This is a genomic window from Corynebacterium sp. NML180780, from assembly GCF_007786415.1.
Lineage (GTDB): Bacteria > Actinomycetota > Actinomycetes > Mycobacteriales > Mycobacteriaceae > Corynebacterium > Corynebacterium gottingense.
Genome location: NZ_VNKN01000014.1, coordinates 59,631 through 82,162 on the forward strand (window position 1 = coordinate 59,631; position 22,532 = coordinate 82,162).

The following is a 22,532-nucleotide window of genomic DNA, read 5'->3' on the forward strand; positions in this document are numbered from 1 at the left end:
GCCAAGATTCTGCGACGCGCTCTCTCGCCCGCCAGACTGCGTTGCGCTTTATGTGCTACACCCCCGGCTTGCCGGTCTTGTAGCCCAGACCGCGCACGGTCAGGATGATCTCCGGGTTCTCCGGGTCGCGCTCGATCTTGGAACGCAGGCGCTGCACGTGCACGTTGACCAGGCGGGTGTCCGAGGCGTTGCGGTAGCCCCACACCGTTTCCAGCAGCTCCTCGCGGGTGTGCACCTGGTTGGGCTTACGCGCCATCTCCAGCAGCAAGTCGAACTCCAGCGGGGTCAGCGAGATCTCCTCGCTGCCGCGGCTAACGATGTGCTGCGGGACGTCAATGGTCAGGTCACCCACGTGGAGGACGTCGCTGGCCTGGTCGTCGGTACGGCGCAGACGGGCGCGAATGCGGGCCACCAGCTCCTTCGGCTTGAACGGCTTGGTGATGTAGTCGTCCGCCCCGGATTCCAGGCCGAGCACCACGTCGACCGTGTCGGTCTTCGCGGTGAGCATGACGATGGGCACCGGAGAGGTGCGACGGATCTCGCGGCAGATGTCAATGCCGTTGACGCCCGGGAGCATGAGGTCCAGCAGGATCAGGTCCGGGTCAAAGCTATGGAACGCGTCCACCGCCTCCGCGCCGTCCTGGACGGACGCGGTGCGGAAGCCCTCGGCCTCCAGCACGATAGTGAGCATCTCATTGATGGCTGGGTCATCATCAACAACGAGGATCTTCGGCTGCATTACGGCTCCTTGGCGTAGAAGTCTTTCACTGCTTGCATAATAGTGCCCGCATCATTGGTGCGAATCCACGGACTCACCCAGCCGGCTTCCGCCAGGGACACGTAGGCGCCGTGGGTGTCGCGCTGCAGCTGCGCATCCCGCTCGTAACGGTCGCGCTCGCGCGAGGCGTCCTGCGCCGCGCGCTGGACTGCCCGCTCCTGCGCGACCTCCGGGGGCGTGTCCACGAGCACCTGCAGGTCCGGCAGAGGAAGGCCGAGCCGGTCAAACTCGAGCTCGCGGACCCACTCCACCACCGTCTCGTCGCCGGTGCGCGCCCAGGAGTACGCCGCGTTGGACGCCACGTAGCGGTCCAGGATCACGAGCTCGTCGCTGCCTTTGTAGCGCGCGATGTCCGCCCTCGCCCCGAAGCGGTCCAGCGCAAACATGGTGGCCATGCCGTACGCGGAGTCGGTCAGGTCGCCCATCTTCCCGTGCAGCGCCTGCTGCGCCAGCTGCGCGTGGATCGAGTCCGCGTAGCGGGGGAACGCCAGCGCGTCCGCACCCCGCTCGCGGCGCAGCGCCTGGACCAGGGTGTTCTTTCCGGCGCCGTCGATGCCTTCGACTGCGATGATCATGCTCGCGCGCCTACGCCAGCGCTTCGAGGAACTGGTCCAGGTCCACGTCGGTGCGCTCGGCCGCGGCCTCGAGCACGGACGTGGCCGCCTCCGCGGTTTCCTCGTCCAGCGCGCCGTTGTGCGTGCGGATAAAGGTGTACGTATCGGCCGTCTCGCCCGCGGAGAAGGGGGCGCCGGACCAGATGGCCACGATCGTCGCCGCGGCCTGGGCGTTCAGCAGCTCGTCCTCGCTGACGGTGCTGGGGTCTTGGTTGGCGGCCAGCAGCACGGCGTCGATAAGCGCCTGCTCGAGCTCGTCACCCTCGAGGGCATCCAGCTCGTCGAGAAAGTCAGTGTTGGCGTCGATGGAAAAGATTTCCTCGTCCCACGTACTCATCGGCGTCTCCTTCTAAATTGGGCAGTTTGCCCCTTAGGTCTACCACGATCGCGCCGCCGCGGGTGTGTTTGCGATCACTCGGACACAAATTTCCCCCTTCGGCGTGCTATAACGGCTTCAGCGCAACTTTTGTTATAGGGTTGTAACACTTTTGACTCAATAGCGTGACATGCGAGAGGAGGAGCGATGAAGGACAACCAGCCCCGCGTGGGCCTCTTCATGACGGCCGGCATCCTGGTAGCCATCGTGGTGGGCATCGTGGTGTTCAACACCTCCGCCTCCGACCGCTCCGCGCAGGCCGGGTACGTCACGGATAGCGACACGAAGCATCCGGACACCTCCGCCTCCAGCACCGAGTCTGCAATCTCGAAGTCCACGAAGGCAACGGCGCTTAGCGACGCCCCCGTGGACCACAATTCCTCCACCACCAGCGGGGACAACCAGGACCCTCGCCACCAGAACGCGCACCACGACACCGACGCGTACCAGGCCGCGCCCGCCCAGCAGGGCGGCGGTTCCAACTACAACCTGAACTCCGACCCGTACGCGCCGCAGCACGCGGTGGTGGGTACCGCACAGCCGTCGAACCAGTCCACGCGCGTCTTCCGCCCCACCAACGTGGTGCCCACGACCGTGATGCCCACGACTGCGGTGGCAGGCCCCGAGGCGCAGGCGACCACGGGCGCCACCGGCGGCGCGAACGGTTCGGCGCAGCCGGGCGCTGCGGGCACCCCGGGCACCGCCGGCGCCCAGAACGGCGAGCCCACGACCGCCGCACCGGCGACGGAGCCAACCGCATCCGCAACCCCGGGCGGCCAGGGCGGCCCGGGCGACCAAGGTGCGGAGAACCCGGCGAGCGCGGCCGAATCCGCAGCACAGTCCGCCGCCAGCGAGGCAGCACAGCAGGCCTCCGAGGCACTGCGTCCGATGGGCCTCAACGATGGCGCCAACGAAAGCCAGAGCGAACCGGGCACTCCGCAGCAGCAGGCACCGGCAGAGCCGGCAGCGCCGGAAGCACCCGCAGCCCCCTCCGAGCAGCCACAGGAAGCGGCCGCGCCGCAGCCCGGAGGTTTCTCCTCCGACGCCCAGCACGCCTGGCAGCGTTGGGTGGGCAACTTCCGCCACTAAGAGCTCGCGACGAGCGCCGACGATTACAGGAAAATCCAAGGTGCGCCACTAATTTTCCGAGTTCCCCGTTTTCAGCCGCCTCACCCACACTGCGCTGGGATTCCCCGGTTACCCCCATTTTAGCGACACGTATCAGCGCCTCCCCGTGCCTTTGTATGACCAATGCCGTAACATTCCATACAAAGGTCCCTCCAACCCTGCATCAAGCGTTTTTCAAAACAGTTTGGTGCCGTAGATAAGGTTCCCCGGGACTGATTCTTCCTATTAGCCGTCTCCTCAGAAAGGGACCTACATGCGGTCTATCTTCACCCCCCGCAAGATTGATCTTCGCCCCGCGCTCGCCGCGTCAATGGCCGCCACCCTGGCCATCACTGGCACCGCCGCGGTAAGCATCGCAGCTCCGCCGGCAGCGTACGCGCAAGCCGAAGACGAAGCGCCGGCAGTACCGGAGCGCGATGACACTGCAATCCCGACGCAGGAAGACGGCAAACCCGTGGGACTCGAGGGAACGGGGACCGGCTATGCGTGGTACCAGAGCTACGTACCAACCTACCCCGACTTCATCTTGGGACAGGTCGGCCAAAAAGTAAAAGTCCCCGCCCCCGAGTACTGGGAGTTCTACCCTTCCGAGCTGCAGCGCCCAGAACCTTCTGGGGTCACATACGAGTTGGTGCAAAATGGTGACGACTTGAGCTGGGTGGACTTTCACGACGACGGCAGTATGACCCTTGATTTAACCAATGGGATTCCAAACGACGCCCAGCAGGCTCGCCTCGGGGTCAAAGCTATTCTCGACGGAACCACTTTTACTACTTATGTCCACGTTTACCTTGCCGATAGCGAAGAAGATCTTCCTGCTCACATTCGTTACGAGCCAAAGTTCCCCCGGCACCCCCAGGTGATAAAACCGGGCGACCAACCTTTCATTCTGGAAGAGGTTGCATGGTCCGATCCGTTCCGCGAGAAGTCTTCCGACAAATGGCCGCTACATATGGGCAAACCGGGATCGCAAGCTATCCTCAGCGTAGACCGCAACACGCTAGAGACTAGCGCCGATTTTGAAAAAACTCGGGATTTCTTTAGCCAGCCAGGAAACAATATCAGCGTCACCGACAATAAGCTCAAGATCGAAGTCGCTCGCGATGCTGAGGGTGGTGGCTTACTCGAAATCCCTCTCGAGGTCGACTATGACAAGGGCAACGGCCAGTATGACCTGCCCAACTTCCATATCTTTGTGGGCGAGCCAGACCAATCCACCCAATATCTGCCAGAGAAGGTCGGCGAGATTACCGTCGGGGTGAATGAATTTCGCTCTACGCCTACGCCACTGTTGATCGACACGCATAAAGCTCGTGGTGAAGAGTACGAGCAGCCTGAGGGGGCGAGGTTCTTCGTTTCGGATTTCGAGAATAATCGCGACTGGGTACGCATCGAGAACGGCGAAATTGTCGCTCGCCCTAACGACATTGCATTGAAAGGGGTACATCACGTACCAGTTCAAGTGGAATTCTCCGACGGCTCTGTATCTCCCGCCTTCGATGTGACGGTGACGGTCACAACGATGAATGACCTCTACGACCCGAAGGCAGCCGAAAAAACCCAAATCGTCGCCAAGGGTGACACCCCCGTTGCTGAAACCAGCATCGACACCACCAGCCTGCCAGACGGCACCACATTCGACTTCACCGAAGACGTCGACACCACCACCCTCGGTGAGAAAACCGCCGACGTCAAGGTGACCTACCCCGACAAGAGCACCGACATCATCACCGGCGTCAAAATCCAGGTCGGAGCATCTGACCTCTACACCCCAGAAGGCAAACCCCAAGACGCCAAATACGGCACGAAGCCCAATCCGAAAGACAGCATCGCCAACGCCGACGACCTACCAGACGGCACCACATTCAACTTCACCAAAGACGTCAACACCACCACCTCCGACGGTGAGGAAACCGCCGACGTCAAGGTGACCTACCCCGACAAGAGCACCGACACCCTCACCGGCGTCAAAATCACCGTCGGGAAAGCATCTGACGTCTACACCCCAGAAGGCAAACCCCAAGACGCCAAATACGGCACGAAGCCCAATCCGAAAGACAGCATCGCCAACGCCGACGACCTACCAGACGGCACCACATTCAACTTCACCAAAGACGTCAACACCACCACCTCCGACGGTGAGGAAACCGCCGACGTCAAGGTGACCTACCCCGACAAGAGCACCGACACCCTCACCGGCGTCAAAATCACCGTCGGGAAAGCATCTGACGTCTACACCCCGGAAGCGCAATCGCTCACGGTGAAGACCGGTGAGAATCCGGAATCTGACCACGCGATCAAGAACCTGAGCACCCTTCCGAAGGGCACGACGACCAAGTTCAAGGGCGCAGTTGACACCTCCTCCGTGGGTACCAACAAGGTCACAATCGTCGTCACCTACCCCGACGGCACCACCGACGAGGTCACTACCGACCTCACCGTCAAGCGCCGCACAGACGCAGAGGTCAACGACCCGATCGTCGGCGACGGTATCGCTACCAAGGTCGGCACGACGGTGACCAACGACGCCGCAAAGAAGGCCATCACCAACCTGGACAAGCTCCCGGTCAAGGACGTCACCTTCAAGAACCCGGTCGACACGTCCGAGCCCGGCGATACCACCGCCACCATCGTCGTTTCCTACACCGACGGAAGCACGGACGAGGTAGAGGTCAACGTCCACGTCAACCCCCTCACCGACGCCGAGAAGTACACCCCGGCTCCAACCGGTATCTCCATCAAGGAAGGCGAATCGGCCGACCCGCTTGCGGCAATCTCCAACAAGGATGAGCTGCCGGAGGGCATCACTGCGAACTTCAAGGGCAGGGTCGACACCGGCTCCGTCGGCACGAACGAGGTCACAATCGTCGTCAAGTACCCCGACGGCTCCACCGAAGAGGTCACTACCGACCTCACCGTCGAGCGCCGCACGGACGCAGAGGTCAACGAACCGACGGTCGACGAGAACTTCGAAATCATCGCTGGCTCCAAGCTGCGCCAGGAACATGCCGAGAAGATCATTGAAAACATCGGCTCCCTGCCCAGCGGCACCTCCGCGGACTTCAAGGACAAGGGCGAGGGTTCGCTGAGCACAGAGAACCCGACTCCGAATGACATCGACAAGGATGTCACCATCGTGGTCACCTACCCGGACGGCTCCACCGAGGAGATCGACACCAAGATCACCATCAAGCCGCGCCCGGACAACTGGGACTTCCAGCCGCAGGTCCGCGAAAAGGTCATCACCGCCGGCGATAAGCTCGAGGCTCACGACGTCATCGAGAACCTTCACGAGCTGCCGCAGGACATTGAGGTCGAGCTCGACGGTGACGTGGACACCTCCACCCCGGGCGCGTACAACCCGCAGGTCGTGGTCACCTACCCGGACGGCTCCCAGGACCGCGTCGGCTCGACCGTCATCGTCAATCCGAAGCCGCTGACCAACAAGCAATTCGACCCCAACTACGGCGACACCGTGAAGCTCACCGCGGGTGAGTCCAAGAGCGCCGAGAACCCGTTCGGCGACGAGACGGCGCCGGAGGGCACGAAGTACGAGGCCAAGTTCCGTTCGGACGCCAACGACTGGACCTTCGACGAGGACAAGGCTAACGAGACCGGCGTCGTCACCGCTCAGGCACCATCCGCCAGGGATCTGGCGCAGGAGTTCGCCCGCGTGACCAAGTACACGCACCTCGACTGGGATACCCTCGCAGCGGTGCTCAAGCCGATGGTCACTACCTCCGTCGAGGTAGACATCGACTACGCCGACGGCTCCTTCGACGCTGCGACCGCAGCATTCGAGCTTGTCGACGCCGACGGCCACTCCCTCCTCGACCCCGAGGCTGACGCCGACGGCGACGGTCACACCAACCGCGACGAGGTAGAGAAGCGCTCCAACCCGTTCGACGAGGAAAGCGTTCCCGTACCGCCGGCAGACTGGAACACTGCCAACGCCAACACCGTCTACCCCGGCGAGGACGTCACCGTTCCCAACAACGGCGGCCGCGTCCAGGTGGGCACCACCGTGAAGGTCGACGGCCCGGGCACCGCTGAGATCAACAAGGACGGCGACCTGGTCATCACCGCCAACGAGGACGCCAAGCCGGGCGACAAGATCGTGGCCACGATGACGGACTCGGACGGCAACCAGATCGACATCGTCCAGGTCTCCGTCAAGGAGGACGAGCGCCTGCAGGGCGACAAGACCAACGCCACCTTCGGTAGCGACCCGTACGTGCTCATCCCGGGCGAGTCGAAGGACACGAACCGCCCGTTCGGCCCGTTTGGGATCCCGGATGACACCGAGATCACCGTCCAGGTGCCCGCCGACGCCACCGACTGGAAGTTCGAGGGCAACGAGGACGGCACCGTCACCGCCCAGGCACCATCCGCGGCGCAGCTGGCGGCACAGTTCTCCGCACTGGACAAGGCAGTCCAGAAGGACTGGGACAAGCTCGCCGAGGCCCTCGCGCCGGTCGTCGCACCGACCGTGGGCGTGAACTTCACGTTCACCGACGGCTCCAACGACTTCGCCAACGCCCGCTTCGAGCTCACCGACGCCAACGACAAGTCCATCCTCGACCCGGACGCTGACTTCGACGACGACGGCCGCACCAACAAGCAGGAAGTCGACACCGGCACCAACCCGTTCGAGCGCAACTACTTCGAACCCCACTGGGATGCCACCGAGGGCGAAGGCAGCGCCGAGCCGGGCGGCAAGCTCACCATCCCGAACAAGGGCGGCAAGATTCCGAAGGGAGCGATTGTCTCCGTCGCCGGCCCCGGCGACGCCGTCATCGACGACCGCGGCAACCTGGTTGTCGCAGTCGAGGAGCAGGCCATCCCGGGCGACGAGATCACCGCGACCGTGAAGGACGAGCAGGGCGCTGAGATCCAGAGGATCGTCATCATCGTCAACGCGAAGGTGAACAGCAACACCCACACCGCGGTCGGCAAGCCTGGCAAGGACACGTCCCTGAGCTCCAACATTGACCAGGGCAAGTGCTCCGCAGCCGCGATCGGCTTCGGACTCCCGCTGCTGGCGATCGTCCCGCTCGCCATCGCCACCCAGGCAGCCATCCCGGGCCTGGCCGGCTTCCGCGAGCAGGTTGCCGTGCAGATCGAGCAGGTGAACTCCCAGATCCAAAACGGCCTGGGCATCATGAACCCGCAGATCGCCAAGCAAGTCTCTGACATTAACGGCCAGCTCCGCCAGTACGGCACGAACGTGGCCACGATCGGCGGCGGCCTGCTGCTCTTCGCCGCAGGCATCGGCGTCACCGCCCTGATCGTTGATAGCTGCAAGCCGGGCGGCCCGACCAGCTCCAACTAGCTCACCCAACGGCAACGCCGGCCCCGCTCCTCACTCCAGAGGATGCGGGGCCGGCGTGCTTCGTTATTGCAGCAGACGCTACACGCTGGCGAGGAACAGCTCTGCGCCGTCAGCGCCCTCCGCCGTGAACACTACGCGCGCGTCGCTCGCCGGGACCCACGCCGCCTGGCCCGGGCGCAGGGTGAGCTCCTCCCCCGCAGCGCCGCGCCCGACGGCCTCGCCGCTCGTGCATAGCACGATCGCTGGCCCGTCCGACTCCACCGCCAGCTCCGCGCCCTCACCCAGGGCGTAACGGCTCAGCCGGAAGTCCTCGATGGGGAGGACGAACTCCTCCCCCACCGCGCCGCCATCCGCCGCGCGGGTCTTCGCCCGCGGGGACTCTAGCGCCTCGAACTTGAGCACGCGCACCAGCTCCGGCACGTCCACGTGCTTCGACGTGAGCCCGCCGCGGAGCACGTTATCTGAGTTCGCCATAATCTCCACGCCCAGACCCGACTGGTAGGCGTGCAGCTGGCCGGCGTCCAGGTACAGCGCCTCGCCCGGTTCCAGGGTGAAGTAGTTCAGCAGCAGCGCCGCGAGGGCGCCGATGTCGCCCGGGTAGGCCGCCGCAAGCTCGAGGAACATGGTGAGCACCTCGACCATCCACGGCTCCACGCCGGCGCCCCCGGCCTCGTCGGGATTTTCCAGGAGGGTGCGGGCGCGGTTGACGGTTTCGTCGATAAGCAAATTGCTCGCCTTGCGCGGCAGCGAGATGAGGGTGGTAAACAGCGCGCGCAGGCTCGCCTCTTCCTCGCTGGGGTCGACCATGCTGGTGTAGCGGCTGAGCAGCGGCGAGCCCAGAGCGTCGAGCAGGCGGGCGGTGCGCGCGTACGGGCGGAACCCGGCGAGCGCCTTGAACTGCGTCAGCGCGACGATCAGCTCGGGCTTGTGGTTCGGGTCCTTGTAGTTGCGGCGCGGGTCGTGCAGGTCAATGCCCGCCGCCTCCTCGCTGCGGAACCCCTCGACGGCCTGCGCTTTCGACGGGTGCGCTTGCAGCGACAGCGGCGCGCCCGCCGCCAGCAGCTTGAGCAGGAATGGCAGGTGTTCGTCGAACTTGTCGGCCACGCGCTGCCCAAGCGCCGCGCGGGGATCGTCCGCGATGATCGCGTCCAGGCCGCGGGAGCCGATTGTCGACGGCGCAGCCGGGTGCGCACCGAACCACAGCTCCGCCTCCGGGCTGGGGGCGGGCGACGCGGTGCCGCGCAGATCGGCGAGCATGGTGCGCGAGCCCCACGGGTAGGTGCGCAGGGCAGGTTCGAGGAGCTCCATCGGTGTTTGTGCCTCGTTTCCTTCGGTGATGGGTGTGGGCTACCCGTCGCTGGGGTCGTCGAGCGCAGTCACGGCGTACGCGCGCGCCAGTAGCCGCAGCACCGTGACGGACTCGCCCAGGTGCTGCGACGCGACCGTCTCAGCGCGGGTGTTGGGCGCGACCGGGGCGTGCGCGTCCGGTTGCGCCCAAAGAACGACCTTTAAGGGTACCAGCTCCACGGGGCCGTCAAGGAATGGATCGTGGAAGATGTCGTCGGCCGGGGCGGGTGCACCGCCGCGGGCGAGCTCGAGGGCCTGCGGGAGCTCGTCGGCGTCGACGAAGCCGCTCGCCAGGCCACGGCAGGACCACAGGGTGGCCACGAGCTCCGCGATCGCGAGGCCGTGGCGGGTAGTGCCGGAGTGCACGACGCGCGCGTCGCGGGCAAAGGCGCGCAGCTGGCGGGCGGCGTTGACGTCCTCGGCGCGTTCCGGGGACACGGCGGTGAGCTCGGCGTCCAGTTCGTCCGCGAGCATGCGGAACCGCTCTGCCAGCGCCTCGGCCGCCGCGCGGGGGTCGAGCGCGTCGAGCACCGCCGACAGCACGGCGATGGTGCGGGCCGGCGACGGGCCCATCGTGGTGGGCAGGGCCGGGACGACGACGGTTGATGTGGGCGCCTCGTCAACGATCGGGCCGCGGGCTGGCCCCGCCAGCACCGTTTCCGCGCCGCGCTGCGCCGCTGTGAGCAGGGCGCGCACGTCGCGCTCGCGCGCCGCGGCGTCTCCCACTATGACCACGACGTCAAGCGCGCCGACGTAGCCGGGCAGCGTGTCCGTCACCACCACCGGCAGCGGGAGCGGTGCGCGCACCTGCGCCACGGCGCGTGAGGCGGCGCGCGCGACCTGGTCGGTCGCCACCACGACCACGCTGCGGGGTTGCATCCCGCGGAGGTTGGCGAGGGACGGCAGGGCGTCGATAATAGCCCTGACCTGCGCCCCCTCGTGGGCGATGTCGAAGAAGCGGACGGTCTCGCGGTCGTAATCGCCGGTGCCCTCGTAGTAGTCGCTCATGACCGCGATCTTACGCAGCGCCGGCGCGCGCGGGTCTAGGCGCGGATGATTCCCAGGATCTCCTCGACCAATTCCTGGACTTCCTGCTCCGTCTCCGCCTCAACGTTCAGGCGCAGCAGCGGCTCGGTGTTAGACGCGCGCACGTTGAACCACGCCTTCGTGCCCTTGAGCCACACGGTGACGCCGTCGAGGCGATCGAGCTTCTCGGTGCGATCCGCAAACGCGTCGAGCACGCGCTGGGTGGTCGCCTCCTGGTCGGCCACCTCGGAGTTGATCTCGCCGGAGGCGGCGTAGCGGTTGTACTCGGCCATGAGCTCGCTCAGCGGCGCGTCCTGCTCGGCCAGTGCGGCGAGCACGTGCAGTGCGGCGACCAGGCCGGAGTCGGCGTTGAAGAAGTCGGCAAAGTAGTAGTGCGCGGAGTGCTCGCCGCCGAAGCGCGCTCCCGTGCGCGCCATCTCCGCCTTGATGTAGGAGTGTCCGACGCGCGTGCGCACGGCCTCGCCGCCCTGCTCAGCGATGATTTCTGGCACCGCCTGCGAGGTGATCAGGTTGTGGATGATCGTCGCACCCGGGTGCTGCGCCAGCGTGCGGTGCGCGATCAAAGCGCTAATCGACGACGCGCTCACCGGCCCCCCACGCTCGTCCACCACAAAGCAACGGTCCGCGTCGCCGTCGAAGGCCAGGCCGATGTCCGCGCCCTGCTCCACCGTGAACTTCTGCAGGTCCACCAGGTTCTTCGGGTCCAGCGGGTTCGCCTCGTGGTTGGGGAACGTGCCGTCGAGCTCGAAGTAGAGCGGGCGCACGTCCATGTCGTCCAGCACGGCGGGCACGGTAAGGCCCGCCATGCCGTTCGCGGCGTCGACGGCCACGACGAGCTTGCGGTCGGTGGGCACCGGGACCAGGTCGCGCAGGAACGTCGCGTAGTCGGCCAGGATGTCCTTCTCGGTCACGGTGCCCGTGGCCGCGTCCGCGGCGGGCACACCCTCGAGCACCATCCGCCCGATCTCGCCCAGGCCGGTATCGGTGGACACCGGGGTTGCACCGGCGCGGCACAACTTGATGCCGTTGTACTTGGCCGGGTTGTGCGAGGCGGTGAACATCGCGCCGGCGCACTTGAGCGTGCCGCCGGCGAAGTAGAGCTCGTCGGTGCTGGTCAGGCCCAGCGCAACCACGTCGAGCCCCTGGGAGGTCGCGCCCTCCGCGAAGGCGCCGGCGAGCTCGGGCGAGGAGGGGCGCATGTCGTAGCCCACGGCGATGCGGGTCTCGCCCTCGCCGCGCAGGATGTGGGCGAACGCCGCGCCGACGGTGCGGACAAAGTCGGCGTCGATGGTCTCGCCGACCACGCCGCGCACGTCGTACGCCTTGATGACGTTCTTTAACGTTGCTTCAGTGTGTGCAATTGCCATGGCGCCAGTCTAGCGCCGTGCTACACCGTGCTATTCAGTACCGGAGTCCTTGTCGGCGTTATCAGTAGGGTCCGGGACCACGCGCAGGTGCGCGCGCCGCTGCGCCTTGTGCGCCGCCAGGTGCGCCTCGATCCGCTTCGTGCGGTGTACCGGGTGGTTGGAGGTGGCGGGGTCGTTGAAGTCGTGGGAGGCCGAGTACTCGATGGGGTCGGCGGAGGTGTCCACCAGGCCGGTGGTCACGCGGCCGGCCTCCCCCGCCTCGCGCACTGCCTCCGCGAGCGCCGTCAGCTCGGACTCATCGAGGTCGTCCAGGCTGGTGTTCAGGCTGCGGGCGAAGAACGCGGCGTGGGCGGCGTCTTCAGCCGCTTCGGGCTGTTCGGACTCCTCAAGGTCGGCGGGGTCTTCGGTGATGTCCACCTGTTCGACGCGCACCATGTCCCAGCCGACGGGGGCGGTGATGTGCGCGGAATGCCGCTCGCAGAGGTCCCAGGAGTGCGGGTCCTGCTCTGGGGCGAGCGGGCCGATCACTGCCGTGGAATCCGCGTAGGCGTAGATCAAGGTGGCCACGGCGGGGCGGCCACAGCCCGGGCGACAGCAACGACGGAATACACTCACGGCGCACAAGTCTAAACCCCGGCTTGAGGTTTGTGAAGTGCGACGCGGCGTGCCCCGCCGGAATCGCGCGCCGCTGGGCCTAGGATGTGGCCGTATGAGAGGTTCCACTCGGATTGGCGGCACGCCGGAGGATTCGCCGCTCCAGCTGCGCAGTGCGCGCGACCGGCACGGCCGGGGCGCGCGGGGCCCGCTGCTGCCGGTCGGCGTCCCGCGCTACCGCACCCGCTCGACGGCGTTTGACCAGCTGGTGCTCGAGTCCTACGCGCCGCTGCACAACGCGTACGCGGTGCAACTGTCGGGGGTGGACCTCGCCGTCGACACCATCCCGCGGATGCGCCTGCGCGCCGACATGACTGTCCTGCCTGATGAGATCATCGCTGACGGCCCCGTCCCCCTCGGCCGCGTCCTCCCTGCGGGTGTGGACCGCAACGGCCGTCCGACCCGGGCGCGCCTGGTGGTGTTTCGGCGTCCCGTCGAAAAGCGTGCGCGCACAGCTGAGGAGCAGTCGGAGCTCCTCACCTGGATCCTGACTGCTCTGGTCGCGCAGTACCTCAACCTGGATCCGCGCGACATTGACGACACATTCCCCTGGTAGCCAGGGGCGGGTGCTTGCTTGCGCCCCTTAGCCGATCTGCTTCTTCAGACGGCGACGCTCGCGGTCCGAAAGACCGCCCCAAATGCCGAAGCGCTCGTCGTGCTCCAGCGCGTACTCGAGGCACTCGTCGCGCACGGCGCACGCCTTGCAGATCCGCTTCGCCTCACGGGTCGAGCCACCCTTGTCCGGGAAGAAGGCGTCCGGATCGGTTTGCGCGCACAGCGCTTGGTCCTGCCATTCCTTCTCGACAGCGCCAAACAACTCCTCGAGGGTCATGCCACCCGCGACCGCGCCGCGGAGGTGGGCGCTATTCGCCTGATTCGCCGAGTCTTCCACGCTTCCCCCTCCTTCCGTTGTTGCTTTTGTTCTACTCGCTTGCCACGTGAAGCCCCCGCCGCTTCGGACACTACGGCCAGTGCCTGCGGGCGGGTCTCCACGGACGACTCACGTCGATGTGATTACGAAAACGATTACACACCGAAGCCCTAAATAGCCGCAACATAAATCAGTGATTACTTCACGCGTCCGGCGCGTTTCCCACGTCATTCGCCACATAAATCACATGCGTCACACGCCCCGCCCGGAGGGGGTAAAAGGCGGGGGTACTAGATGTAGTGGGGGTGCCGAAATCTGGGAACTAGTTCGCGGTTTTGGCGTGTCGTTACGCGTCCGGCGAGAAGCGCACGCCCGAGTCCGGGATGCTCACGCCCGGCCAGATGCGCATCCCGGCCTGGAGCTCGCAGCGCGCGCCGATCTCCACGCCCTCGCCGATCACGCAGTCGGAGATCCGCGCGTTCGCGCCGATCCGCGCGCCCGACGCGATGATGGAGTTGCGCACGACCGCGCCCGGCTCGATGGTGACGCCGTCGAAGATCACGGAGGCGTCGACACGCGACCCCGCGCCGATCACGCTGCCCCGGCCGACCGCGGTGCCGCCGATGAGAATCACGCCGCCGGACACGCCCGCGGACTCGTCTACAAACGACTCACCCGTCTTGCCCGCCAGCAGCGGCGAGTACGCGATGCCGCGCACCACGTCGGAGGACCCCTCGACAAAGTCGTGCGGGCGGCCCATGTCGCGCCAGTACGAGGAATCGACGTGGCCGACCACCTTCGCGCCCGACTCCAGCAGGCCCGGGAAAGTCTCGCGCTCCACGGAGACCACGCGGCCCGCCGGGATCTGCTCGATCACGCTGCGCTTGAACACGTAGCAGCCGGCGTTGATCTGGTCCGTCGGCGGATCCTCCGTCTTCTCCAGGAACGCCTGCACGTTGCCGTCTTTGTCCGTGGGCACCGAGCCGAACGCGCGCGGGTCAGGCACGCGCACCAGGTGCAGCGTCACGTCCGCGTCGTGCTCGACGTGCGTGCCCAGGATTGCGCTCAAGTCCGCGCCGGAGAGGACGTCGCCGTTGAACACCATCGCGTTGTCGTAGCGCAGCTTGTCGGCGACGTTACGGATCGCGCCGCCCGTGCCAAGCGCCTCTTCCTCCACGACGTACTCGATCTCCAGCCCGAAGTCCGAGCCGTCGCCGAAGTACTCCTCAAACACCTCGGCCTTGTAGGAGGTGCCCAGCACCACGTGGTGCATCCCGGCTTCCTTAATGCGGGCGAGCAGGTGGCTCAGGAACGGGTGCCCCGCCGTGGGCAGCATCGGCTTCGGCGTCCCCACGGTCAGCGGGCGCAGGCGCGTGCCGCGACCGCCAACGAGGATCACCGCATCCGTTCGCTCCGGATGCGCAACAACGTTTTCAACCATCTCTTCTCACTTCGCTTCCGTATGTCGTGTGGCGTTCGCCTTCGCCCGGGTCTGCATCACGCTGCGCAGCTTCAGCCCCGCCCACAGCGCCCATCGCACCGGCGCCTGCCACCAGGCCGGGTGCCTGTCGCGCTGGAACCGGTACGCCGACGCGTGGTGCGCCGGCACCGTCACCAGCGAGAACTTGTCCGCGACGTGGCCTTGATCGTGCAGGATTATCGACGACGGGCAGTACACATTCAGCCACCCAGCGCGCGTCAACCGATCGCCCAGGTCAATGTCCTCGAGGTACATGAAGTAGCGCTCGTCAAAGCCGCCGATCGCCGCGAACGCCTCCCAGCGCACGAGCAGGCACGCGCCCGAGAGCCAGCCCGCTTCGCGTTGCACGTCCATCGCGGAGCCCGCCTTATAGACGGTGGTGAAGGGGTTCGTTGGCCAGACGTCGTAAAGCAAGGCGTGCCCGATGCCCACGGTGAGGCCGGGCACGCGCCTGGCGCTGGGGTACGCGGAGCCGTCGGCCTCCTCGATGCGCGGGCCGACCGCACCGGCGCGCGGCGCCCCGTCGAGGCAGCGCAGCAGCTCGTCGAGGCTGCCAGGGCGGAACTCCACGTCGGGGTTCACAATAAGAAAGGCATCGGGGTCGATCTCACCGGAAGCGCGCAGCGGCTGCAGGTGGCGCACCGCCGCGTTGATCGCGGCGCCGTAGCCGATGTTGCCGCCGGTAGGGAAGAATTCCACGTGCTCGTGCGCGCGGGCCGCCGCCTGCGGCGCGCCGTCCGTCGACCCGTTGTCGGCGCACACCAAGCGCACCCTGCGGGAGGTCGCGCGCTCGAGGGAGGCGACCAGCGCCGCCAGGTGGTCGCCCGGCGAATAGGTCACGGTGATGACCGCCAGCGCGGGCTGCGCGTCGGGGCCGCCGTTGAGTCGATCGTCGTTTCTCACAATGCGCTCAGCATACCCACTGGCGCGCCGGATTCCGCGCACGGCGCACGGCGAGGCGCACCGAAAACGCGGATCCGGCGGAGGCATGTCGTATAATGCATGGCCGTGAACGACAACCCTAGGCGCGCCCGCGACATCCAGCCGGCCCCTTCCCGCACGAGGGACCTGAAGCAATCGGGCCACCCGGTGGTGAAGGGGATCCTCGCCGCGTGCTCCGCGGCCGCGCTCGTCGTCTCCGGGGTCGGCTACTTCACCGTGGGCAAGCTGGACAGCCAGCTCAGCGCCTCTGAACTGAACATCGGGAAGAAGCAGCGTAACGACGACAACGAGGCGCTTGACGGCGCCGTCGACATCCTGCTCGTCGGCTCCGATTCGCGCACCGACGCCCAGGGCAACCCGCTGTCCCCCGACGAGCTCGCGCGCCTCAACGCGGGCGAGGCCGACGGCGAGATTAATACGGACACGATGATGGTCATCCGCGTCCCCGAGGACGGCTCCCGCGCCACCGCCGTCTCCATCCCGCGCGACACCTACGTGCACACCGACGACTACGGCAACATGAAGATCAACGGCGTCTACGGCGCGCACGCGGGCGCGAAGCGTGAGGAGCTGCTTGACGACGGCGAGGCGGAAGGCCCCGAGCTCGAGCAGCAAGTCGCCCGCGCGGGCCAGGAGGGGCTTATCGACGCCGTCGCCGACCTCACCGGCGTCGAGGTCGACCACTTCGCGCAGGTCGGCCTGCTCGGCTTCGTCCTGCTCACCGACGCCGTGGGGGGCGTCGACGTGTGCCTCAACGCCCCGGTGAACGAGCCGCTGTCCGGCGCGAACTTCCCCGCCGGCGAGCAAACCCTCGACGGCACCCAGGCGCTCTCGTTCGTCCGCCAGCGCCACGACCTGCCGCGCGGCGACCTGGACCGCATCGTGCGCCAGCAGGCGTACATGGCGTCGCTGGTCCAGCGCATCCTCTCCGCCGGCACGCTGACCAACCCGTCGAAGCTGCGCGACCTGTCCAACGCGGCGGAGCGCTCCGTCACGCTGGACCGCGGCTGGGACGTGGTCCGCTTCGCGCAGCAGATGTCCGGCCTGGGCGGCGGCAACGTCACCTTCACCACCATCCCAGTGACCTCGGTGAACGGCGTCGGCGACTACGGCGAATCCATTATCACGGTCGACCCGCCGCAGGTGCACAGGTTCATGGAGACGGTCGTGGAGCCGCAGGACGAAGCGCAGGATGATGGCACCGGAGAGGACTCGGCGGCGTCGGAAAGCGCGGGCACCGCCGAGGGCTTTGAGAACTACAGTCTTTACGTGCTCAACGCTGGCGCCGGCACCGGGCAGGCGGGCGCGGTGGGCGACTACCTCACCGACGAGGGGATGAACGTCGCCGACGTCTCCAACGCTATGGACGGCGTGTACTGGGAAAGCCAAATCGTCACCGCGGATCCGGCGGACCCGGCCGCCAACCAGCTCGCCGAGCGCCTTGGCAACGTGCCCGTGACCGCTAACGCGAACGTCGAACCGGGCAGCCTCATCGTGGTCATCGCCGCCGACTACGCGGGACCGGCGATGCTCAGCCCCGAGGAGCGCGAGGAGGTCCCGTCTGAAGCGCCCGTCGGCACCCCGGGCGAGGACTTCGGCGCCGCCGAGACCGGCCCGGAGATTACGGCGGGCGGTAACGGCCCCCGCTGCGTGAACTAGCAACCTATGATGGGCGGGCATGAGCATGCTCACCCCCCTCTTGCGTACTGACCCTGCAAGCCCGCGGCTGACCGTCTACGACGAAGCGCGCGGCACCCGCATGGAGTTCTCCGCCCAAACGCTGGACAACTGGGCGAACAAGGTCGCCAACATGCTCGACGAGGAGTTCGAGCTCCCGCCGGCCTCCGGCGCCATCCGCATCGACCTCCCCGCCTCGTGGCAGTCCGCAGTGATCGCGCTGGGCGCCTACAACTCGTCGCGCGTCCCGCACATCGGGCCGTGGGACTGCGGGGCGCCGGAGGTGGTGTTCGTGGGCGTCGATGATGCGGCGCGGTGGGCGCACGTTCCGGACTGCGTCGTGGTGTCGGACGACCCCTTCGGGCGCGGCGTCGTCGAAGCGGGCGGTGAGCTCCCCACGGGCACCATCGACTTCGGCCCCACCGTGCGCTTCTACGGCGACCAGTACTTCGGCGCGTCGGCCGACCTCGCCGCGTGGTCCACCCCCGAATTGGGGCCGGAGCGGTACTGGGTCCCGGCGTGGACCTCCGCGGCGGAGTTCGAGCAGTACGTGCTCGCGCCGCTCGCCGCGGGCGGGTCCGTCGTCGCCGCGACAGGGCTCATCTCCACAGACAGGCAGCAGGAAATTATGGAGATTGAGAAGGTGGGGCGGCGGTTGGGCGTCGATAAGCGATAGCCCGCGCGCACCCCCGTTGGTGGGCAAAAACCAGAAATTTTGTGCGGAAACGGGCACCGGCGGAATACATTGTGAGGGACCAGCGAATACGAAAGGTATTGGTATGAAGCTCACCGCCACCCGCAAGACCGGCGCAGCGCTCTGCGCAATCGCGCTCGCCGCCACCGGACTCACCGCCTGCTCCAACAGCGAATCCGACTCCGAGGCCTCCGGGGGCGCGAGCGGCGCCGCAGCCGAGGGCAACGAGCGCGGCCCCATCACCTTCGCCATGGGGCGCAATGACACGGACAAGCTGATTCCGATCATCGACAAGTGGAACGCCGAGCACCCCGACGAAAAGGTCACGCTCTCCGAGCTCGCCGGCGAGGCCGACGACCAGCGCGACACCCTCGTGCAGTCCCTCCAGGCGGGCGGCGACGACTACGACGTCATGGCGCTCGACGTCGTGTGGACCGCCGACTTCGCCGCGAACCAGTGGCTCCAGCCGCTCGAGGGCGACTTCGCCGTCGACACCTCCGGGCTGCTGCCGGCCACCGTCGAGTCCGCGACCTACGGCGACAAGCTCGTCGCCCTGCCGCAGAACACCAACGGCCAGCTCCTGTTCCGCAACGCTGACGTGATCGAGGAAGCGCCGGACACTTTCGAGGACATCCGCAGCGCCTGCGCCGCCCTCGAGGGCGACACCGACTGCCTCACCACCCAGCTCAAGCAGTACGAGGGCCTGACCGTCAACTCCCTCGGCTTCATCAACGGCTGGGGCGGCGAGGTCCTCGACGATTCCGGCCAGCCCACCGTTGAGTCCGACGAGGCCAAGGCGGGGCTCCAGGCGCTTGTCGACGCCTACGCGGACGGCACCATCGCCCAGTCCTCCACCGCCGCAACGGAGGAGGAAACCAACCTGGCGTTCACCGAGGGCAAGACCGCCTTTGCCATCAACTGGCCGTACATGTACGCCAACGCCGCGGAGGCGGGCCTGAACTTCGAGGTCCAGCCGCTGGTGGGCAAGGACGGCGTCGGCGTGTCCACACTCGGCGGCTACAACAACGGCATCAACGTGAACTCGAAGCACAAGGCGACCGCGCTGGACTTCATCCAGTTCATCATCAGCGAGGAAAACCAGCTCTCGCTCGCCGAGAACTCCTTCCCGCCGGTGCTGGCCTCCATCTACGACGACGCCGAGCTGGTCAAGGAGCACCCGTACCTGCCGGCGCTCAAGGAGTCCCTGGAGAACGCGAAGCCGCGCCCGGTCTCCCCGTTCTACCCGGCGATCTCCAAGGCCATCCAGGACAACGCGTACGCCGCGCTGACCTCCGGCAAGAGCGTTGACGACGCGACGAAGGACATGGCCAGCGCCATCCAGCAGGCCTCCTAATAGCCCACGCATCACGCCCGCCACCGTTTACACTTCGGTCGCGGGCGTTTTGCCCGTTTACGCACCAAAAGAAATGGAGTGTGGTGTATGACAACCGCTTCCCCCAAACGGCGAAGGCACCGCAGCGACGCCGGCAAGGCCGCCGCGCTCGTCGCCCCGGCGCTCGCCGTGCTGGCCGTCGTGATCGGCTACCCGATCGTGCGCGCCATCTGGCTCTCGTTCCAGTCCGACAAACACCTCGACCCCGCCACCGGCCTGTTCACCGAGGGCGGCTTCGCGGGCGTCGAGCACTACCTGTACTGGCTGACCAACCGGTGCATGACCGCATCCGGCGAGGTCGGCGCGTGTCCGGCGGGTGTGCTGGCGACCGACTTCTGGCCGTCGGTAAGCGTGACCCTCTTCTTCACCGTCGTGACGGTCGCGCTTGAGACGGTGCTGGGCATCGGCATGGCGCTCGTGATGAACCACCCGTCGCGCGTCCGCTCCCTCATCCGCGCCGCCGTGCTCATCCCGTGGGCCATCCCCACCGCCGTGACGGCGAAGCTGTGGCAGTTCATGTTCGCGCCCAGCGGCATCGTCAACTCGCTGCTCGGCCACAGCATCGCCTGGACCACCGACCCGTGGGCCGCCCGCTTCGCCGTCATCATCGCCGACGTGTGGAAGACCACCCCATTCATGGCGCTGCTCATCCTCGCCGGCCTCCAGATGATCCCGCGAGACGTCTACGAGGCAGCGCGTGTCGACGGCGCGTCGTCCCTCCAAACCTTCACCCGCATCACCCTGCCGCTGGTGCGCCCCGCGCTCATGGTCGCCATCCTGTTCCGCACGCTCGACGCGCTGCGCATGTACGACCTGCCCGTGATCATGATCTCCGGGTCCTCCAACTCCCCCACCGCCACGATCTCCCAGCTCGTGGTCGAGGACATGCGCCAAGGCAACTTCAACAGCGCCTCCGCCCTGTCCACGCTCATCTTCCTGCTCATCTTCGCCGTCGCATTCGTCATGATCCGGTTCCTGGGCGCTGATGTGGGTGGCAGGCAGGCGTCGAAAAGCATGAAAGGCACGCGATGAAAAAGTTCTGGCACTACGCAGGCGTCATCTTCATCATGTTCTGGGGGCTCGCTCCCTTCTACTGGATGCTCGTGACCGCGCTGCGCGACCAAGCGCACACCTTCGACACCACACCGTGGCCGACGCACGTGACGCTGGACAACTTCCGCGACGCGCTCGCCACCGACAAGGGCAACGACTTCCTCGGGGCGATCGGCAACTCGCTGCTCATCTCGCTGACTACCACCGCGCTCGCCGTGCTCGTCGGTGTGTTCACCGCGTACGCGCTCGCGCGCCTCGACTTCCCCGGCAAGGGCATCGTCACCGGCATCATCCTCGCCGCGTCGATGTTCCCGGGGATCGCGCTGGTCACGCCGCTGTTCCAGCTGTTTGGCGACCTCGGGTGGATCGGCACCTACCGCGCGATGATCATCCCCAACATCTCGTTCGCGCTGCCGCTGACCGTGTACACGCTCATCTCGTTCTTCCAGCAGCTGCCCTGGGAGCTCGAGGAGGCAGCGCGTGTCGACGGCGCAACCCGCGGCCAGGCCTTCCGCCTCGTGCTGCTGCCGCTGGCCACGCCCGCGATCTTCACCACCGCCATCATCGCGTTCATCACAACCTGGAACGAGTTCATGCTGGCCAGGCAGCTGTCCAACACCTCGACGGAGCCGGTGACGGTGGCGATCGCGCGCTTCTCCGGGCCGAGCGCGTTCGAGTACCCGTACGCGGCGATCATGGCGGCGGGGTCGCTGGTGACCGTGCCGCTGATCATCATGGTGCTGATCTTCCAGCGGCGCATCGTCGCAGGCCTGACCGCCGGCGGCGTGAAGGGTTAGCATGGACCAGCGCACAGACCTGATGTGGCAGGCGATCGTCGGGTTCGTCGGCTTCTTCGCCCTCCTCGCCCTCGTGCAAGGGCTGGTCAACGTGTTTCGCGACCAGCCCGCGATCTGGCCCGGCCTGCTCGCCGGCGCGCTCGCGCTCGCCGAGTGGTGGCTCGTTCGCCGCTGGCTGGCGTGGCGCAGCTCAGCGCTTGACGACGACACCCAGACACCCCAATAGGCGCCAGGGGTGCTGGCGCTACGTGGTTGCTGGGGTGTGGGCGAGGCGTTGTTCGCGTCTGTCGGGGTCGGCGTGGTCGACCCCGCCGGGTATTCGATACCCACTCGGGCTCTGCCAGGTGACGCGCCCGCGGTGCCGGTGCATCCTGCCGCGTCCTGGCCTGCCGTTTTGCCGATTATGATACGTACATAACCAACACAGGTTCCCAATCTCCGTCCCACCCCCGCTGGCCCACTCGGTGAGATGGTGTGCCTCGGAGACATCCGCCGGCTGGTGGCAATCCGCCCAGGCGCACGTCGGCCCGTCCGCACTCATTAACAGCCGCAGCTCCCGGGTCGCCCGCCTCGGGTTGGCAGGGTCATCACCAGCAAGGGTGGTCGCATACAGGTTGACCGGCCCGTCAGTCGGCGAGATCAACGCGATATAGCCCGCCTTGTCGAGCTTCCGGTTGACCAACTCGGCACCGTCAAGCCACTCGCCGTTGGTTAGCTGGACTTGGATCTCGGCGGCGTTGTTGGGGTGGGTGCGCCAGGCGGCGAAGTTGCCGATGTCCATGTTGAGCACCGTGGTGATCGCAGGTGCGGCCACACGGGTGGTGGCATCACCGGTCAGCCACGCTGCCGGGTCAAGGCGTGCTGCGTGGTAGGCGGCGAGCACGTCGCTGGTGCGCCCCGTGACGTGCAGGGTGGACAGTCCCTTGTCGTGGTAGGTGATGCTTGCTTTCGGCGCCCGCGGAGTAGGCGGGGCGAGTTTCTT

At 66.7% G+C, this 22,532-nt stretch carries 21 protein-coding genes; 9 read left to right on the plus strand and 12 right to left on the minus strand.

Annotated elements, in window-relative coordinates; all coding sequences use genetic code 11:
* Positions 1-55: 55 nt before the first annotated feature.
* From mtrA to FPP74_RS10190, 3 genes are read right to left on the minus strand one after another with little or no spacing between them, the layout of a single operon-like run.
* Entirely contained in the window at positions 56-739 is a 684-nt protein-coding gene (mtrA, locus tag FPP74_RS10180; RefSeq protein WP_095278806.1) for an MtrAB system response regulator MtrA, read from the minus strand.
* Positions 739-1,353 carry a dTMP kinase gene (locus FPP74_RS10185; protein ID WP_095537123.1) on the minus strand — a complete coding sequence of 205 codons (615 nt, stop codon included), beginning with the start codon at positions 1,351-1,353 and terminating at the stop codon, positions 739-741. The genes mtrA and FPP74_RS10185 overlap by 1 nt, the downstream gene beginning before the upstream one ends.
* A 10-nt stretch (positions 1,354-1,363) precedes the next feature.
* Complete coding sequence (locus FPP74_RS10190) at positions 1,364-1,729, minus strand: DUF4259 domain-containing protein (RefSeq protein ID WP_095537124.1); 366 nt, start codon at positions 1,727-1,729, stop codon at positions 1,364-1,366.
* A gap of 186 nt (positions 1,730-1,915) precedes the next feature.
* Here FPP74_RS10190 and FPP74_RS10195 point away from each other — a divergent pair, with 186 nt between their 5' ends.
* The gene (locus FPP74_RS10195) at positions 1,916-2,857 is read left to right on the plus strand and encodes a hypothetical protein (RefSeq protein ID WP_144718316.1); all 942 of its coding nucleotides are present in this window, start codon (positions 1,916-1,918) and stop codon (positions 2,855-2,857) included.
* Positions 2,858-4,016: 1,159 nt separating this feature from the next.
* Here FPP74_RS10195 and FPP74_RS12295 read toward each other — a convergent pair.
* On the minus strand, positions 4,017-4,358 hold the full coding sequence (locus FPP74_RS12295) for a hypothetical protein (RefSeq protein ID WP_186439432.1): 342 nt from the start codon (positions 4,356-4,358) through the stop codon (positions 4,017-4,019).
* 60 nt (positions 4,359-4,418) lie between these two features.
* On the opposite strand from FPP74_RS12295, the gene FPP74_RS10200 reads away from it, so the two are divergent.
* Complete coding sequence (locus tag FPP74_RS10200) at positions 4,419-8,228, plus strand: Rib/alpha-like domain-containing protein (protein ID WP_186439433.1); 3,810 nt, start codon at positions 4,419-4,421, stop codon at positions 8,226-8,228.
* Positions 8,229-8,306: 78 nt separating this feature from the next.
* Here FPP74_RS10200 and manA read toward each other — a convergent pair whose 3' ends face one another.
* Genes manA through FPP74_RS10220 form a run of 4 tightly spaced genes read right to left on the minus strand, consistent with a single transcriptional unit; the run spans position 8,307 to position 12,604 of the window.
* A complete protein-coding gene (manA, locus tag FPP74_RS10205) occupies positions 8,307-9,536 on the minus strand; it encodes a mannose-6-phosphate isomerase, class I (RefSeq protein WP_144718320.1) in 1,230 nt (409 codons plus the stop codon).
* Between the two features lie 39 nt (positions 9,537-9,575).
* Positions 9,576-10,583 carry a hypothetical protein gene (locus tag FPP74_RS10210; RefSeq protein ID WP_144718322.1) on the minus strand — a complete coding sequence of 336 codons (1,008 nt, stop codon included), beginning with the start codon at positions 10,581-10,583 and terminating at the stop codon, positions 9,576-9,578.
* A 35-nt stretch (positions 10,584-10,618) separates the two neighbouring features.
* Positions 10,619-11,989, minus strand: a complete 1,371-nt coding sequence (locus FPP74_RS10215) for a phosphomannomutase/phosphoglucomutase (protein WP_144718324.1) — start codon at positions 11,987-11,989, stop codon at positions 10,619-10,621.
* 30 nt (positions 11,990-12,019) lie between these two features.
* Positions 12,020-12,604 carry a DUF3499 domain-containing protein gene (locus FPP74_RS10220; protein ID WP_144718326.1) on the minus strand — a complete coding sequence of 195 codons (585 nt, stop codon included), beginning with the start codon at positions 12,602-12,604 and terminating at the stop codon, positions 12,020-12,022.
* A 94-nt stretch (positions 12,605-12,698) separates the two neighbouring features.
* On the opposite strand from FPP74_RS10220, the gene FPP74_RS10225 reads away from it, so the two are divergent.
* Positions 12,699-13,199 (plus strand): metallopeptidase family protein, encoded by a 501-nt coding sequence (locus FPP74_RS10225; RefSeq protein WP_095536406.1) that lies wholly within the window; start codon positions 12,699-12,701, stop codon positions 13,197-13,199.
* A 27-nt stretch (positions 13,200-13,226) separates the two neighbouring features.
* Here the strand turns inward: FPP74_RS10225 and FPP74_RS10230 are convergent, their stop codons facing one another.
* From FPP74_RS10230 to FPP74_RS10240, 3 genes are all read right to left on the minus strand, one after another.
* On the minus strand, positions 13,227-13,475 hold the full coding sequence (locus FPP74_RS10230; protein ID WP_095279042.1) for a WhiB family transcriptional regulator: 249 nt from the start codon (positions 13,473-13,475) through the stop codon (positions 13,227-13,229).
* Between the two features lie 385 nt (positions 13,476-13,860).
* Positions 13,861-14,955, minus strand: coding sequence for a sugar phosphate nucleotidyltransferase (locus tag FPP74_RS10235; RefSeq protein WP_095546071.1), 1,095 nt, complete (start codon positions 14,953-14,955; stop codon positions 13,861-13,863).
* Between the two features lie 6 nt (positions 14,956-14,961).
* Positions 14,962-15,897 carry a glycosyltransferase family 2 protein gene (locus FPP74_RS10240; RefSeq protein WP_255456130.1) on the minus strand — a complete coding sequence of 312 codons (936 nt, stop codon included), beginning with the start codon at positions 15,895-15,897 and terminating at the stop codon, positions 14,962-14,964.
* A gap of 99 nt (positions 15,898-15,996) precedes the next feature.
* Here FPP74_RS10240 and FPP74_RS10245 point away from each other — a divergent pair, with 99 nt between their 5' ends.
* The 6 genes from FPP74_RS10245 (at position 15,997) to FPP74_RS10270 (ending at position 21,776) form a co-directional block, all read left to right on the plus strand.
* Positions 15,997-17,595, plus strand: coding sequence for an LCP family protein (locus tag FPP74_RS10245; protein WP_144718330.1), 1,599 nt, complete (start codon positions 15,997-15,999; stop codon positions 17,593-17,595).
* 19 nt (positions 17,596-17,614) lie between these two features.
* On the plus strand, positions 17,615-18,289 hold the full coding sequence (locus tag FPP74_RS10250) for a TIGR03089 family protein (protein ID WP_144718332.1): 675 nt from the start codon (positions 17,615-17,617) through the stop codon (positions 18,287-18,289).
* 103 nt (positions 18,290-18,392) lie between these two features.
* The gene (locus FPP74_RS10255; RefSeq protein WP_144718334.1) at positions 18,393-19,661 is read left to right on the plus strand and encodes an ABC transporter substrate-binding protein; all 1,269 of its coding nucleotides are present in this window, start codon (positions 18,393-18,395) and stop codon (positions 19,659-19,661) included.
* A gap of 87 nt (positions 19,662-19,748) precedes the next feature.
* Positions 19,749-20,732: a carbohydrate ABC transporter permease gene (locus FPP74_RS10260; protein WP_144718335.1), complete on the plus strand. Its 984-nt coding sequence runs from the start codon at positions 19,749-19,751 to the stop codon at positions 20,730-20,732.
* On the plus strand, positions 20,729-21,550 hold the full coding sequence (locus tag FPP74_RS10265) for a carbohydrate ABC transporter permease (RefSeq protein ID WP_095537137.1): 822 nt from the start codon (positions 20,729-20,731) through the stop codon (positions 21,548-21,550). Before FPP74_RS10260 ends, FPP74_RS10265 begins: the two co-directional genes overlap by 4 nt.
* A gap of 1 nt (position 21,551) precedes the next feature.
* The gene (locus FPP74_RS10270; RefSeq protein WP_095279029.1) at positions 21,552-21,776 is read left to right on the plus strand and encodes a hypothetical protein; all 225 of its coding nucleotides are present in this window, start codon (positions 21,552-21,554) and stop codon (positions 21,774-21,776) included.
* Positions 21,777-21,794: 18 nt separating this feature from the next.
* Here the strand turns inward: FPP74_RS10270 and FPP74_RS12300 are convergent.
* The coding region (locus FPP74_RS12300; RefSeq protein ID WP_186439434.1) for an HNH endonuclease at positions 21,795-22,532 on the minus strand (738 nt) is incomplete at its 5' end.

Excerpts from the sequence above, each read along its gene's own strand:
- mtrA (WP_095278806.1), bottom strand. The coding sequence starts at position 739 with ATGCAGCCGAAGATCCTCGTTGTTGATGATGACCCAGCCATCAATGAG.
- FPP74_RS10185 (WP_095537123.1), bottom strand. The coding sequence starts at position 1,353 with ATGATCATCGCAGTCGAAGGCATCGACGGCGCCGGAAAGAACACCCTG.
- FPP74_RS10190 (WP_095537124.1), bottom strand. The coding sequence starts at position 1,729 with ATGAGTACGTGGGACGAGGAAATCTTTTCCATCGACGCCAACACTGAC.
- FPP74_RS10195 (WP_144718316.1), top strand. The coding sequence starts at position 1,916 with ATGAAGGACAACCAGCCCCGCGTGGGCCTCTTCATGACGGCCGGCATC.
- FPP74_RS10200 (WP_186439433.1), top strand. The coding sequence starts at position 4,419 with ATGAATGACCTCTACGACCCGAAGGCAGCCGAAAAAACCCAAATCGTC.
- manA (WP_144718320.1), bottom strand. The coding sequence starts at position 9,536 with ATGGAGCTCCTCGAACCTGCCCTGCGCACCTACCCGTGGGGCTCGCGC.
- FPP74_RS10210 (WP_144718322.1), bottom strand. The coding sequence starts at position 10,583 with ATGAGCGACTACTACGAGGGCACCGGCGATTACGACCGCGAGACCGTC.
- FPP74_RS10215 (WP_144718324.1), bottom strand. The coding sequence starts at position 11,989 with ATGGCAATTGCACACACTGAAGCAACGTTAAAGAACGTCATCAAGGCG.
- FPP74_RS10225 (WP_095536406.1), top strand. The coding sequence starts at position 12,699 with ATGAGAGGTTCCACTCGGATTGGCGGCACGCCGGAGGATTCGCCGCTC.
- FPP74_RS10230 (WP_095279042.1), bottom strand. The coding sequence starts at position 13,475 with ATGACCCTCGAGGAGTTGTTTGGCGCTGTCGAGAAGGAATGGCAGGAC.
- FPP74_RS10235 (WP_095546071.1), bottom strand. The coding sequence starts at position 14,955 with ATGGTTGAAAACGTTGTTGCGCATCCGGAGCGAACGGATGCGGTGATC.
- FPP74_RS10245 (WP_144718330.1), top strand. The coding sequence starts at position 15,997 with ATGGCCGTGAACGACAACCCTAGGCGCGCCCGCGACATCCAGCCGGCC.
- FPP74_RS10250 (WP_144718332.1), top strand. The coding sequence starts at position 17,615 with ATGAGCATGCTCACCCCCCTCTTGCGTACTGACCCTGCAAGCCCGCGG.
- FPP74_RS10255 (WP_144718334.1), top strand. The coding sequence starts at position 18,393 with ATGAAGCTCACCGCCACCCGCAAGACCGGCGCAGCGCTCTGCGCAATC.
- FPP74_RS10260 (WP_144718335.1), top strand. The coding sequence starts at position 19,749 with ATGACAACCGCTTCCCCCAAACGGCGAAGGCACCGCAGCGACGCCGGC.
- FPP74_RS10265 (WP_095537137.1), top strand. The coding sequence starts at position 20,729 with ATGAAAAAGTTCTGGCACTACGCAGGCGTCATCTTCATCATGTTCTGG.
- FPP74_RS10270 (WP_095279029.1), top strand. The coding sequence starts at position 21,552 with ATGGACCAGCGCACAGACCTGATGTGGCAGGCGATCGTCGGGTTCGTC.